16 protein-coding genes and 1 pseudogene are annotated in these 13,546 nt (G+C 56.3%); 10 read left to right on the top strand and 7 right to left on the bottom strand.

The genetic code is table 11. The features are described from left to right. Positions 1–113: 113 nt before the first annotated feature. A complete protein-coding gene (locus E8D52_10855) occupies positions 114–944 on the bottom strand; it encodes a hypothetical protein (protein TKB67773.1) in 831 nt (276 codons plus the stop codon). Between the two features lie 150 nt (positions 945–1,094). Between E8D52_10855 and clpB the strand changes: the two genes are divergently transcribed. After that, positions 1,095–3,713: an ATP-dependent chaperone ClpB gene (gene clpB / locus E8D52_10850; protein ID TKB67772.1), complete on the top strand. Its 2,619-nt coding sequence runs from the start codon at positions 1,095–1,097 to the stop codon at positions 3,711–3,713. On the opposite strand, the gene E8D52_10845 is transcribed toward clpB, so the two are convergent. The 4 genes from E8D52_10845 to E8D52_10830 form a co-directional block, all read right to left on the bottom strand. After that, positions 3,703–4,128 carry a hypothetical protein gene (locus tag E8D52_10845; protein TKB67771.1) on the bottom strand — a complete coding sequence of 142 codons (426 nt, stop codon included), beginning with the start codon at positions 4,126–4,128 and terminating at the stop codon, positions 3,703–3,705. The two genes, clpB and E8D52_10845, sit on opposite strands and share 11 nt — an antisense overlap. 66 nt (positions 4,129–4,194) lie before the next feature. Then, entirely contained in the window at positions 4,195–4,407 is a 213-nt protein-coding gene (locus E8D52_10840) for a hypothetical protein (GenBank protein ID TKB67770.1), read from the bottom strand. 7 nt (positions 4,408–4,414) lie between these two features. After that, entirely contained in the window at positions 4,415–5,944 is a 1,530-nt protein-coding gene (locus tag E8D52_10835; protein TKB67960.1) for an ATP-binding protein, read from the bottom strand. Between the two features lie 332 nt (positions 5,945–6,276). After that, entirely contained in the window at positions 6,277–6,489 is a 213-nt protein-coding gene (locus E8D52_10830; GenBank protein TKB67769.1) for a hypothetical protein, read from the bottom strand. On the opposite strand from E8D52_10830, the gene E8D52_10825 reads away from it, so the two are divergent. Both E8D52_10825 and E8D52_10820 read left to right on the top strand, forming a co-directional pair. Then, positions 6,488–6,928, top strand: a complete 441-nt coding sequence (locus E8D52_10825) for a hypothetical protein (GenBank protein TKB67768.1) — start codon at positions 6,488–6,490, stop codon at positions 6,926–6,928. The two genes, E8D52_10830 and E8D52_10825, sit on opposite strands and share 2 nt — an antisense overlap. A gap of 66 nt (positions 6,929–6,994) precedes the next feature. Beyond that, positions 6,995–7,228: an Lrp/AsnC family transcriptional regulator gene (locus tag E8D52_10820; protein TKB67767.1), complete on the top strand. Its 234-nt coding sequence runs from the start codon at positions 6,995–6,997 to the stop codon at positions 7,226–7,228. Here the strand turns inward: E8D52_10820 and E8D52_10815 are convergent. Beyond that, a complete protein-coding gene (locus tag E8D52_10815; GenBank protein ID TKB67766.1) occupies positions 7,210–8,211 on the bottom strand; it encodes a Gfo/Idh/MocA family oxidoreductase in 1,002 nt (333 codons plus the stop codon). The two genes, E8D52_10820 and E8D52_10815, sit on opposite strands and share 19 nt — an antisense overlap. A gap of 133 nt (positions 8,212–8,344) precedes the next feature. Here E8D52_10815 and E8D52_10810 point away from each other — a divergent pair, with 133 nt between their 5' ends. Next, positions 8,345–9,145 carry a dienelactone hydrolase family protein gene (locus E8D52_10810; GenBank protein ID TKB67765.1) on the top strand — a complete coding sequence of 267 codons (801 nt, stop codon included), beginning with the start codon at positions 8,345–8,347 and terminating at the stop codon, positions 9,143–9,145. Then, positions 9,142–10,140, top strand: a complete 999-nt coding sequence (locus tag E8D52_10805; GenBank protein ID TKB67764.1) for a hypothetical protein — start codon at positions 9,142–9,144, stop codon at positions 10,138–10,140. The genes E8D52_10810 and E8D52_10805 overlap by 4 nt, the downstream gene beginning before the upstream one ends. A gap of 245 nt (positions 10,141–10,385) precedes the next feature. Here the strand turns inward: E8D52_10805 and E8D52_10800 are convergent, their stop codons facing one another. After that, the gene (locus tag E8D52_10800) at positions 10,386–10,778 is read right to left on the bottom strand and encodes a DUF423 domain-containing protein (protein ID TKB67763.1); all 393 of its coding nucleotides are present in this window, start codon (positions 10,776–10,778) and stop codon (positions 10,386–10,388) included. 329 nt (positions 10,779–11,107) lie between these two features. Here E8D52_10800 and E8D52_10795 point away from each other — a divergent pair, with 329 nt between their 5' ends. The 5 genes and pseudogenes from E8D52_10795 (at position 11,108) to E8D52_10775 (ending at position 13,242) form a co-directional block, all read left to right on the top strand. Then, entirely contained in the window at positions 11,108–11,380 is a 273-nt protein-coding gene (locus E8D52_10795) for a hypothetical protein (protein TKB67762.1), read from the top strand. Positions 11,381–11,567: 187 nt separating this feature from the next. Next, entirely contained in the window at positions 11,568–12,014 is a 447-nt protein-coding gene (locus tag E8D52_10790) for a polymer-forming cytoskeletal protein (GenBank protein ID TKB67761.1), read from the top strand. A 286-nt stretch (positions 12,015–12,300) separates the two neighbouring features. Further along, positions 12,301–12,475 (top strand): annotated as a pseudogene (locus tag E8D52_10785) (FAD-dependent oxidoreductase). Positions 12,476–12,592: 117 nt separating this feature from the next. Next, complete coding sequence (locus tag E8D52_10780; protein ID TKB67760.1) at positions 12,593–12,838, top strand: ribbon-helix-helix protein, CopG family; 246 nt, start codon at positions 12,593–12,595, stop codon at positions 12,836–12,838. Between the two features lie 2 nt (positions 12,839–12,840). Continuing rightward, the gene (locus E8D52_10775; GenBank protein TKB67759.1) at positions 12,841–13,242 is read left to right on the top strand and encodes a putative toxin-antitoxin system toxin component, PIN family; all 402 of its coding nucleotides are present in this window, start codon (positions 12,841–12,843) and stop codon (positions 13,240–13,242) included. Positions 13,243–13,546: the final 304 nt, after the last annotated feature.

Here is a 13,546-nt window from a genome sequence, read left to right as displayed (position 1 = left end):
TCACTTCAGAATCACAAGCCAAGAACCATCATGACCCAAGAAGTGGCTCAAGTTGGTACAGTGACCAATACCATGAAACACCTCTCGATGACGCCCTATCGTGACTTCAGACCCTAGTGCCTCGTATCAAAATGGCGAGAAAAGAGACGTTGCCGCCTGGAAGATCCATGGAGCAAAGCAAACAGATGGCCGCGGAACAATAGAATGACCATGGCCATTGGTGGGGTGAGGAGGAGGAGCACAATCTCTTGTCCTTCGGAATCAAATCCGACATAGGACAACCACCCCCCGATCGCGGTGAATGGGAGCAGCAGAATTTGGAAGAAGTCGAGACCGGCTCCTCGACCGACACGATCGGACAACGAAAAAAACTCCAGTAGGCCGCTGGGAGAAAGCACCACCGGCAACATGAGAATCGCGAATGGGAGAAACCACTCGACCCAATGTTCCAGGATGAATTGATAGGAGGTCTTCAGGACCTCCAGAGATGAATCGTGTCGGACTTGATAGATCACTTCCGGGGCCGGGTTCAGCAGGATAAACACCAGAAGCAGAAACGCGGACGAAAGAAAGTGGCCGTACGGATTGGCTTGCATGCCCATATCGAGCAGCATCGTCGGAATCCATAAGACAAACCCGACGCCGATCACATCCCAAAAGTAATGCCCAAAGCTGTCGGTCACATCCTTGAACTGAATCGTCCGGGCCGCGCTGAGAGACTGTTCAATCAACCGCAGCGTCGCCCCGACCAACAAGGCGTTCACCATACCCAGGATGAACCCGCCGGCCATTCCCAATGGAGCGGCGATTCTCGATACCCCCACAAACAACACAGCAAACACCATAAGTACGACCATCGTCACCCAACTTCGGGTGAGCGAACGTCCCGTCGAGTACAAGACTTGTCGATACAGTTGAAGCGTCACTGACACGAGGTTGACCATTCCGGTGCGTACCCTAATCGGGATTGCCCAAGAGGTCAAGAACTAGTCGCGTGGGCTAGAAGAACTGCCTTCGTAGTTGACTTACCAGGCCAAATGATTATCACATCATTCAGCGAGAGTGCCTTAGTCCACTTTGATAGGTGAATCGCCATGGACATGAATCGAATGACCGTCAAGCTGCAGGAGGCCTTACAGTCCGCCTCTGGGCATGCTCAACGTCGGAGCCATCAGGGCATCGACGTCGAACACGTGCTGTTGGCACTGCTCGATCAGGAAGGCGGAACAACCCCAGCACTGCTGGAAAGCGCCGGTCTCGCTCTGTCTGCTGTTCGACAAGCAGTCGAACAGGCCTTAGCCAAGCTGCCCCAGGTACAAGGCGCCGGCGCCTCGCCTGGTCAAATACATGTGGCCACCCGCCTCAACCAGGTCTTGGCCCACGCAGAAGACGAACAGCAATCGCTCAAGGATGACTTTCTCAGCGTCGAGCATATGTTATTGGCCATGGTCCAGGAAGGAGGGGTGCTCAAGAAACTGGGACTCACCCGGGACCGTCTCCTGTCCGGATTGCAACAGGTGCGCGGCAATCAGCGTGTCACCAGTCAGGACCCGGAAAGCACCTACCAGTCGCTGGTGAAGTACGGGCGCGATCTGACCCAATTAGCGGGGCACGGCAAGCTTGATCCCGTCATCGGACGAGATGATGAAATCCGGCGAGTGATTCAAATTCTCTCCCGCCGCACGAAGAACAACCCCGTGCTTATCGGTGAACCGGGAGTCGGGAAAACTGCGATCGTGGAGGGGCTGGCGATCCGTATCGTCAAAGGCGATGTTCCAGAAAGTCTTAAACAGAAGAAGCTTTTCGCCTTGGACATGGGATCGCTCATCGCCGGAGCCAAGTTTCGCGGCGAGTTCGAGGAACGGCTCAAAGCCGTGTTGAAGGAGATTCAATCGTCTCAAGGTCAAATCCTCCTGTTTATCGATGAATTACATACAGTCGTCGGGGCCGGAGCGGCTGAAGGGGCGATGGATGCAGCCAACCTGCTGAAGCCGATGCTGGCACGTGGTGAGCTGCATCTGATCGGCGCCACGACGCTCGACGAATACCGAAAACACATCGAAAAAGATGCCGCGTTGGAACGTCGCTTTCAGACAGTCCTGGTCGACCAACCATCCGTGGAGAACACCATTTCTATTTTGCGCGGCCTGAAAGAACGGTACGAAGTCCATCATGGCGTGCGCATCAAAGACAGCGCACTCGTCGCTGCGGCAAAGCTGTCACAGCGGTACATTTCAGATCGGTTTCTTCCGGATAAAGCCATCGACCTGGTCGATGAAGCCGCTGCTCGTCTTAGAACCGAGATAGACAGCCTTCCCGCGGAGTTGGACGAAGTGTCACGCAAGGTGCTCCAGCTGGAAATTGAGCGGGAAGCGTTGAGGAAAGAGAGGGATCCGGCTAGTGCCGCCCGGTTGACCACCCTCGAAACGGAGCTGAGCGAAAAGCAACGCGACTTACAGGTACTGAAGACCAGATGGGAGTCTGAAAAAGCCTCCGTCTCCAGGCTCCGTAAAACACGTGAGGCGATCGAGGACATCAAGCTCAAGATCGAGCAGGCCGAGCGGGCCTACGACCTCAATCGCGTGGCGGAACTTCGGTACGGAGAACTGCCTCGGTTAGAACGAGAACTGGAGCTGGAACAGCAGCACTTGGGAAAGAAGCAGGATGAAACACGGCTACTGAAGGAAGAGGTCGATGAAGACGAGATTGCCGCCGTGGTCAGCCGGTGGACCGGTGTTCCGGTCTCTCGTCTCCTCGAAGGGGAAACCGATAAACTGTTGAAACTCGAAGAATTGCTGCATCAACGCGTCGTGGGACAAGACGAGGGTGTCCGAGCCGTTGCAGATGCCGTGCTGCGTGCGCGATCGGGTATCAAAGACCCGAATCGCCCGATCGGCTCCTTTCTATTCCTAGGCCCCACCGGTGTCGGGAAGACCGAATTGGCCCGTGCGCTGGCCGCAATATTGTTCGACGACGAAGGAAATCTGGTCAGAATCGATATGTCTGAATATATGGAAAAACACACGGTCGCCCGCCTCATCGGCGCGCCTCCCGGCTATATCGGGTACGAGGAAGGTGGCCAGCTCACTGAAGCCGTTCGACGGCGCCCCTTCTCGGTGATCCTATTCGATGAAATCGAGAAAGCGCACCACGACGTCTTCAATGTCTTGCTGCAAGTGCTGGATGATGGGCGACTGACCGATTCACAAGGCCGCACGGTCGATTTTAAGAACACCGTGTTGATCATGACCTCCAACATCGGCAGCCCTCAGATCCTCGAGGCACAGCAACGCGGCGCGTCCCATGAGCACGTGAGGACGGTGGTGATGGGCGAGCTGCGGCAACAGTTTCGCCCGGAATTCTTGAACCGGGTGGATGAACTTGTGGTCTTCCATCCACTCGGCACCGAACACTTGATCAAGATCGTAGAAATTCAGCTGGAACGTCTCCGCACTCGATTGGCCGAGCGGCGGATTCCCCTGGCAATCAGCCCGTCCGCGCTCAAGCACCTAGGAGAACGTGGCTATGATCCGGTCTACGGAGCCCGACCGCTCAAACGCCTCATTCAACAGGAATTAGAAACACCGATCGCGAAGTTGCTGATCAAAGGCGAGTTGCGTGATGGGGATACGGCGTCGGTCGATGCACAAAATGGGGAGCTTGTCGTGGTGCCGACTATCACGAGCGAGCGGACATCTCAACCTAGCCGATAGACACAGCACCCCCTTTGGCATCGTGCATCAGTCCACTTTTCTGCTGCTTCTCAAGCTTCCACCCCGTCGGCGATACGTGGAAAAGGTGGCCTTTCATCGTATGGAACTCCCCGCGTGACAAAGACACTATATCCGGAGCCTTCACGTCGAACTGGAGAAGAATCTTGCCGGACTCGGCTTCCTTCATTGACACGCTCTTATCCGTCTTCGTCAATTCATAGGCGCGCCGTTCGTTGAACATCATGGTGCTGTCCACCACCTTGGCCAGCATCCGGCCATTCAAGTCAAACAGCGCAAAGTTCACCAACAGCGCACCGCTTGTGGGATGCTGCGCCAGTTGAAGTTGTGGAACTCCCTCAACTTCAATGGTGCCGTTTGAATTGCGATAGAGGTTGGAGCCGATTTCAATATCCATATTGTTTTGAAGTACAGAGAGCTGGAGGTATGTGAATACTCAGTACATGTTCGGAACTACAGAGAATTAGGACTTTTTGATTCGATCGAGGATCAACGCAATACAGCCCCCCAACAACCCACCGCCCATGATGGTGGTCAGCAACTCAACCAGTTTCAGCTCCCACACAGACCCCTGAGCCTGCATCACTTCCCTGACGCCCCCTTGCACCATGATGACAGCCAGCGCCATCGTCGCACCTATCACGAACCACCACAGAAAGACTCTTGTCGACGTCACCGAAACCTCACAGCTCGGGATTACGGTCAAATGAACGGTATTGAATGGCTTCCGCGATGTGCACGGTCTCAATCCTCTCCGAGTCGGCCAAATCGGCAATGGTGCGCGCAACCCGTAAGATGCGGCCATGCGCTCGCGCCGACAGTCGCAACCTCGCCATCGCCTGCTCCAGCAATTCCTGAGCGGGCTGATCGAGCCCACAATACCGCTTTATCATCCGCGGCTTCAACTGCGCATTCGTATATATTCCGTCCTGTTGGTACCGTCGCCGCTGACGTGCTCGAGCTGCGACGACACGCGATCGGATCGCAGCTGATCCCTCTGGTGCCGGTAGTTCGGTACGGAGCTCTCGCACCGGAACAGGCGGCACATCCAGATGGATATCCAACCGATCCAGCAGCGGCCCGGACAGTTTCGCGCGATATCGGCGAATCTGAGTGACGGTACAAATACAAGGTCTGGTTCGATCGCCATAATATCCGCAGGGACAAGGATTCATTGCGGCAATCAGCATGAACCGGGCTGGGTATTTCAGGGTTCCGCTGGCTCTGGTCAGGACCATATGGCCATCTTCCAACGGTTGCCGCAATCCCTCGAGCACACCTCGTTTGAACTCAGGAGATTCGTCCAGAAACAGTACGCCGTTATGCGCAAGGGAGACTTCTCCAGGTTTCGGAACGGTGCCTCCTCCGACAAGACCGGCATCGGAAATGCTGTGATGAGGAGCGCGGAAGGGCCGCACCGTCAGCAAGGGCCGGTCCGGAGCCAGTTGCCCGGCGACGCTGTGAATACGGGTCGTTTCAATAGCTTCTTCTGATTCCAGCAGCGGAAGAATCGAAGGGAGTCGGCGCGCCAACATCGTCTTGCCGGAACCTGGGGGACCGACCATCAGCACATTGTGTCCACCCGACGCAGCCACTTCCAATGCCCGCTTGGCATGGTCCTGCCCACGGACGTCGCAATAGTCCTCGTCCTCCGCCGTCCTGGCAGACTCCAGCAACGCATGGTTCGAATAGCTCGGCAGAATGGTTTGATTCCCCTTCAGAAATTCCACGGCTTCGGGCAGACTATGGAGTGGATAGGCGCTGATGCCGTCCACCAACGCAGCTTCAGCGCCATTGTCAGCCGGCAGCAACAGATCGTATCCGGCCCGGCAGGCGAGCGCAAACGAGAGCGCGCCCATGATCGGTCTCACACGACCGTCCAACGAGAGTTCTCCGACCAGAACCCGCTTGTCCACCATCGCCTGTGGAATCACCTCTTCGGCGACGAGAATCCCAACCGCGATCGCAAGATCAAGTCCCGATCCCTCTTTTTTGACTCCAGCTGGTGCAAGATTGACGGTAATCCGTTTGGCGGGAAAGTGAAATCCCGTGTTCTTCAGCGCGGAACGCACGCGGTCACGACTCTCCTTGACCGTGGCATCCGGCAGGCCAACGACTGAGAATTGTGGAAGGCCTCCGGAGATATCGACCTCGACATCCACCAGATGCGCATCGAGCCCGACGAGTGCCGCGCTCCTCACCTTGGCAAGCATAACCACACTGCCTTTCTAGCCCACATTATTCATGAGCGCTTCTACTGCAACCGCCGATACGCCGCTCCGACCAGCTTGGCCGCTAACTTCGCGCGGCCCAAGCGGGCAGGCTCGCCCGTTCGTGACCTCGACATACTGTTTCAAGTATGCCTCGGTCCCTCAGGGCTCCGCGTGCCCGTCTCGCATGGCGTCTTGGCGGTTTCGTTACGAATCGTCATGAATGAATGTAGGCCGGACCGCGGCCAAACCTGACAATTATATGAAGTCCCTACGGAGCTTTCAATAGAGGGCCGGCTGCCAAGTCCTCTCTATCGCCTCTCCTACCGACTCTGTCATAATCCTCCTATGCGTTTCTGGCACTCCCCCGAGGGAACGGTCCCTTCAATTCGATCACCATCCACCTGGCTGGTTGGCCTGATCATGGCCGTCAGCCTCGTACTCTTGTCCTTCACAATGGAACAGGCTTCAGCCTTTGCAGAATACCAATCCCCTGCAATCCCGATGCAGCAGTCAAAGCGCGCATCTCCGTATGTCGGATCGGCCATGGCCGTTCTCGCGACACTGGAACAGGCTCAGGTGCTGCCGCCTGAGGGCAGCCGAGAAGCTGATCGTATCATTCAGTCCGTCATTCAGCTTCAATCCGCGTTCGCCACAGGTACAGATGGGGGTTTGCAGGATTTTGCGCACCGTGCCGTGACTGCCAAACACGGCGAGAACACCTCAACAGTCCTGGAACGATTTCGCTCAAGCGGATGGACTGCAGACATGCTGGAGGCGCTCGCGGACGCGAACCTGCCGACAGCGGTCGAAGAACGACAGCGGCTGACAACAGGACTACGACAGTTCAACCTGTCCATCGATGATTTCACGCGACTCATGCAGCTCGTGAAAGATAGCCGGTCGGCACTTGCCGCGCGTGGAAACACGTTTGAAGAGATCTACACCTCCCGACGGAACGCGATGCCGGGAGCGGGGGGACGATAGGCCTTGCAAGTTTCAGATTTCTAGTTTCTAGCTCATATCGCACACCTAATTTAGAAGGAGGAACACATGGCAACGAGAGCCTACATTCTCATCAAGGTCAAAGCGGGCAAAACCAAAGATGTCGTCGCCACGCTGAAGCGCATGCCCGGAGTCGAACAAGCCCATTCCTGTTTCGGCCGTCCAGATATTTTCCTCTTTATCAGTGTCCAGGATGAACGCGCGCTGTCCGACGTCGTCATCACCAAGGTCCATGCAGTCGACGGCGTCGAAGAAACTGATACTCACATCGTCGCGGAATGAGACGGGAGAACAGGCAGAGTGACCGGCGCACCAGTATCTTGCGCTGAGCGGTAACAGGCTTCGGCAATTTCCACCGCACGGAATCCATCTTCGCCCGTGATGGGCATTGGTGTATCCTCGTTCACCGCCTGCAAAAATGCCGTGAGGGTGGCAAGGACCGTCTGGGCCGGAGGGAGATCGAAATCAGTTGTTCCGGTTTCGTCGGAACACTGGAGCCGACGCTGGCCCCAATCAGCCTCCAGTCGTCCATACGAACCGCTCCATACTGCTCGCCCAACACGCCCCGCGGCTACCCGTGCAATTTCGATCCGGCATACCGTTCCTCCCCCAGTGGTGAGGTCAACGGAGGCTGAGGTTTCCGGCCCGGCAGACGGAAGAATGTCCGTCGTACAACGCACTTCTGATACTTCTTCCCCGGTCAGAAATCGGACCAGGTCAAGCATATGCACTCCGATTTCCAGCAGGGCTCCCCGCTTGCCATAGCCATCGGCATGGTCAGGAGCCGTTGGTTTGAACTCGATCCGGCTGATCAAGTCCAATCGTTCCGACCGCCCGATCCGATGCCGCAGGGTCTTCATCTGCTGAATCGTGTGGTCGAACCGGAGGGTCTGCGCCGTCATCAACGGCACCTCCGCCTCACGAGTCAGGACGACCATCGCCTGAGCATCGGCAGCGGTAGTTGCCAGCGGTTTTTCGATCAAGAAGGGCTTGCGGGCCAGGACCACCATCCGACAGATATCCAGGGAATAGATTGGCGGCGTGACGACAAGAACCACATCGACCAGGGGATCGGCAATCAGCGACTGAGGCTCCTTGTACACTGTGACCGAGGGAGCTCCGGGAAGATCAAACCCCTGTTCGGGATGCTGCCGACAGATGGCCCTGAGACAAGCGATGGGCAGATCCTGCACGATGTGCCGGGCATAGCGCATCCCATGCCGACCCACGCCGATTAACCCCACACCGATGCAATCCTTATTCACGCAACCTCACAAGACCGTCACTGTAAAACGGCGTGGCACATCCGTCAATGACACTCATTTGACATTCCTGGAAGGGGCTTCATATAGTACGATCATGCTGAGTACAAAGCCGCTCCGATAACACATTCCAACCATGTCCACGACACACGCCACACCGTTCACCTTAGAACAGATCGGAACAGGAACAGCCCGCTTTCCAAGCGGCGTACCGATTCCCACGCACACCGATCAGATGGTGGATCCCTACTTCAAGAGCAGAATGCCGAAGGAACACCAAATCGATTCGTTGCTCTTCTGGCCGCAACAACCGGGGACCTATCCAGGGCTTGTCCTGTTGCATGATTGGTGGGGATTAACTGGACAGATGAAGGATGTGGGCGCTCAGCTGGCCCGTGAAGGGTATGCAGTGATCATTCCCAATCTCTACGGCCGGTTGGGAGGAATGGTGACCGCCAACGATGACGTGGCGGCCGCGCTGCAGGAACGTCAGAACGACGCGCATGTCATCACGGATATCAATTCCTGCTGTGAATACCTGAATACAACCCACTTCGTGAAGAAAAACATTCATGGAGTCGTCGGCTACGGAATGGGCGGATCCTATGCGCTCCGTTTTGCCTGCCATCGAAAACGGCTGCGGGCGGCCGTCTCCTACTACGGCAAGCCGGTCACGCCCAAAGAGCTGATGAAAGACCTCTTTTCATCGGTGCTCTATCACCAGGCAGGGAAGGACACCTGGGCAACGCAGGACGACGTCGAGCAACTGCGCAGCGCCGCCGCCGAATATGCCAAGCGCGTCGAGATTCATCGCTACCCTGAGGCGGCCCACGCCTTTTGCAACGAGATGAAGCCAGCCTCCTATGACCCGAGCGATTCAGCCCTCGCCTGGGAACGAACCGCGATGTTCTTAAAGTCTTGTTTCCAAGGAACATGACCCAAGGCACACCGTCTCCGCGCAACCAGACTCACACCCACTCAATTCTCGCTGGCCCATCTTGTCATCGCCGAGAGCTCGGCATACATCGGGATGCCACAGTCGGGCTCCTTGCAATCATCATGGGGATCTCCATCCTTCTATCGTCCTCTCCGGTCCGATCGGAAGACGCGTCGCCGATGCTGCTCTCTCAGATAATCTCACAAAAGGGGAACCAACTCGCGTCAATCGATTCAGACGAGAGTGCCCAAGCGTTATTCACCGCAACCATCGGCCCTGCTCTCGGTCTCAACGATGCGGCAAGGGCCGTCGGGGCCAAACGACTTTCAAGCAAGTTGGTCAAGGAGTTGCGCCTGGCTGAGTTGTCCCAATCCATCTCTGAACTGATGGCAGCCATGGCCGTCTGGCAGTTTGCTGATTCGATCGGCAATGAAGAGAAGCCTTCCACGACTAGCACCTCCCTACACGCCACACAGCAAGATTGGGTAACGAGCCGCAGCAAGATGACCTCACTCTCCGACCTGTTCCGTCTCATCCAGACAGACCAGGAAACAGGACCATCTCAAGCGACAGTCTCGCCGAAGACTACGGAGCTGTTACTCGCTGCGAACCGTACCGCGCTGGAAGCCAGTCAAAAGGCAACCGCCGCGTGGTGGGACATCTATGCGTGGAAGGAACGGATCCGGCAGGCCAAAGGCCGGGCTCGACTGTGCGGGACATGGCAATGGACCATTCACAACCACCAGAAGCACGGAGAACAGAAGTCCACCATCATGTTCCCCCCACTCGAACAGGTCTCGCCTCAGGCCGCAGCACCGACCGAGATCATCATCCTGGGAGATGCCATTTACTTACGCTGGGAGCATAACGGCCAGCTCCAAGAGGACAGCCTGCTGTTCATCAAGGACGATGCGAAGATCGAAGGGTCGTTCGTGAACAACATGGGAGGATGGGGACCGATTAGCGCCAAACGCATGGCCCCCTGTCAGCCCTAACGCACAGTTGCCAACACATCCCCTGCAGGATGTTCAAAAATTCTGCCGTTCTCACCCTCCCACCCCAGCGCGCCAAGACGCGCATTCCACCGACCGCGGCCGCAGCGAGCGAAAGGCCGAGGATGTACATACCAAGCTTCGCTTGAACCGCTCGTTTCGATCACATACGAGCGGATAGGTACTTCGCCTTCGACTTCCTCACGTTGAGGCCTTGAGCGATGCGAGAACAAAGCTGGCAGGATTTTTCAACATCCTGCCCCACGGTAGGCGCGCCAAGCCAGCACCGACCACCCCACGATAAACAGCGCGCCACCGACCGGCGTCACCGCTCCGAGCCAGCGCACTCCCAACAACGACACGCCATACAGACTCCCGGAAAATAACACCATCCCTGCCAAAAACAGCCAGCCCGCTTTGGCCGCTCCCGCATCGCGGCCGAGACGCACCGCAAACCCACTCAAGACCATGCCGAAGGCATGATACATCTGGTAACGGGTCGCCGTGTCGTAGACGGCCAACATTGGTGGCTCTAGGATCTCCTTCAGCATATGAGCGCCGAATGCGCCGGCTGCCACGCCGAGTCCGGCACAGAGACACCCAACAACGATCAACCGCCGAGATGAGACATCGACATCCATTGGACACTCCCTACTGATATATCGGTTGCAGACCTAGTAGGCTGCGGAAAAACTCATGTTGACCTGTTGTCGCCGTCACGGATATTGAGGCGTAAGACGACGTTGAATAGTCATGCAGGATGCGCAAAAAGGCTGCCCAGCAAGGCCGCAGCGAGCGAAGAGGCGAATCGTACTCTGGGCCGTACGTTGAGCCTCTGAGCGATGCGAGAACGCCGCTGGCGGTCTTTTTCCGCATCCTGCGAGGCGATCATACGCGATCCCACCCGAATACTCCATCCAACGCATCGTGCCGATAACCGTTCCTCGTACGCGTATGCTATAGTTTTTCCATGGCGCGACAGGGTGTGACGAAACAGTTCCTTTCGCTCCTGACTCTGCTCTCTGTGGTTGGAAGCGGGCTCGTGTCGGCTGAATCCCAGCAGACTGAACGCAGCAAGGTCCTGACCGTCGAAGACCTCGCGCGCGGAGTACGGAGCGCCGCGCAAAACATCGAACAAGAAATTCCCACGATCGGACCGGCGATCGGCAAGACCGTCACCTCCATCACCAGATCTAGTTCGGAAAAGAAACCAACTCAGCAACACCCCTCCGCCAAGAAATAGCCCTCGATCCAGACCAAGAGAGATACGTACAAACCTGCCTTTGATTCTTTCCCTCGACTCCTGTATGTTGTCCTTCGATTTCTGCTGACAGGACGCACGGGCTATTCCCACTTCGTTAGGATGAAGGGCCTGTGTCGATCAGAGGGATTGGATACGCTCATCTCCAGCTTAAAAGAGGATCGCCATCATGTGGGACAAAAAACGAGAGCTCGAAACGGGCGATGCAAATTTTACAGTTCTAGGGAAAGACGTCACGTTCAAAGGCATCGTCCATTTTCACAGCACCGTTCAAATCGATAGTTCCATCGAAGGAGAAATCCACGCCAAGGGCATGTTGGTCATCGGCGAAAATGCGCTCATCCGAGGCTCGATCGTTGCTGAATCCGTTGTCTGCAGAGGGAAAATCCAAGGGAACGTCACCGCGAGCAGCAAGATCCAGCTCCTGAAGCCGGCGGTCCTGCTCGGCGATATTGCCTCCCCGTCGTTTTCACTGGAAGAAGGCGCGTTCTTTAAAGGATCCATCGACATGGGTTCCCATCCGGTGGTCGATGAACTCCAACAGTCGACCGTGGTGCTCTCTGATTATTCGTCAAGACAGAACTCATCGAGGCCTGTGCTGATTGAAAGCGAATGAGGGAGCAGACACTCCCCTACGCCGTTTTTTCTGGCCGGTGTTCGCCCCTTCCTTCGATCGAATAGAGGTACCACCGCTCGTATCCAATCTCCTTCCGCTTGCCTCACCCTCAGTAAGATACCGCCCCTGACCATTCGCAACCGAGAGTCTGGCCGATGGTTTGAACCGCTGCATTTCGTTCATCCGCACGATTAATGACAGCCGCCTTGCTGGCCAAGCGTCAAGTCTGGTCGGCTGACGACGCCGTCGGAACGATGTAAGAACTGACTCAGGGCTCAGACTTCTCCGCCCCGGCCAATTCACAACGATGGCCGGTCTGGAGGGAGTGCCGGCGGGCAACCTTTTTTTTCGCTGGAGAACACACGAATTCGTTCTATGAATGGCAAGGGTTTATGGAAGGCGCAGCGCTGTCCGGCATCGCGGCAGCCAAATCCATCCTGGCCACAGCCAAAGTACGGTAGCATACTGTCGCCTAGGCAAGATTTCTGCCCCCCGAGACTCACCCTCTTATCTCTTCGGCTTTGCGTTTGACCTCGCCGCATCCTCCACTGTATGATTTTGTCATACAGGAGGTGCCCATGAAACACTCGCGCGTTCCAGTGACGGTCTCCCTCCCGTCCAATCTGGCTGAGAATTTTGACAGACTGGCCAAAGCAGAGGCCAAGAATAAGAGCCAACTCTTCAGGGAAATGCTCACGGTCTATGAACAACGGCGTCGAGAAGAGCAATTCCACGAATTACAGCGATACGGTGCAAAGAAAGCCAGAAAGAAAGGAGTGCTGACCGAAGCCGACGTGGAGAAACTCGTCTTCCAAGGCCGCTGATCGTGCGTGTCGTCTTTGATACCAACATCTACATCTCGGCTTTTGCTATTCCTGGAGGGAACGCCGAGGAAGCCTACCTCCGAGCGATCAAAGGCCATTTTGAACTCTTCACCTCAGTCGCAATCCTGACAGAAACCGCACGAGTGCTCCAGACAAAGTTCGATTGGGCAGAAGACAGGACTCGGCAGGCGATTCAGAGCATCAGTCACATTGCCAAAGTGTTACGCCCCCGCCCGACCCTACACCTACTACGAGACGAGCCAGACAACCGCATTCTTGAATGTGCAATGGCCGCTCAGGCGGAATGGATCGTTTCCGGCGATCGGCACCTCCTGGCGCTCAAACGCCACGCAAACAGTGCCATCATTTCGCTCGCCGACTTTCTTGCTGAGACTCAGACATAGATATCCTCCTGCCACAACGCTCATACATCAAATTCAAAAAACCCCCTTTCACACTCGCGGACAGCACTGGCAGTCTCAGCGCTTCCGATTGCTCAGGCTCTTACCAGCAGCGGGCTCATATAGGTACTCTGGCCGCCGCTCTCCCAAAGGAACTGAACGCTGCAACATGCAGAGGCGGCACTGACATCTGCATCAACGGGTATGTACACGTCTACAGACATCCCCTCACGAAATGTTAGGACAAGCCCCAGAGGTATCATCTTTAGGTGTGGAAATAGGAGAAAGGCGGCGTAGCCTTTCGGTT

Origin of the sequence: Nitrospira sp. (genome assembly GCA_005116745.1) — a bacterium.
Classification (GTDB): Bacteria; Nitrospirota; Nitrospiria; order Nitrospirales; family Nitrospiraceae; genus Nitrospira_D.
The sequence above is the reverse complement of the archived record's forward strand: the minus strand, read 5'-3'. Positions and strand labels throughout refer to the sequence as shown.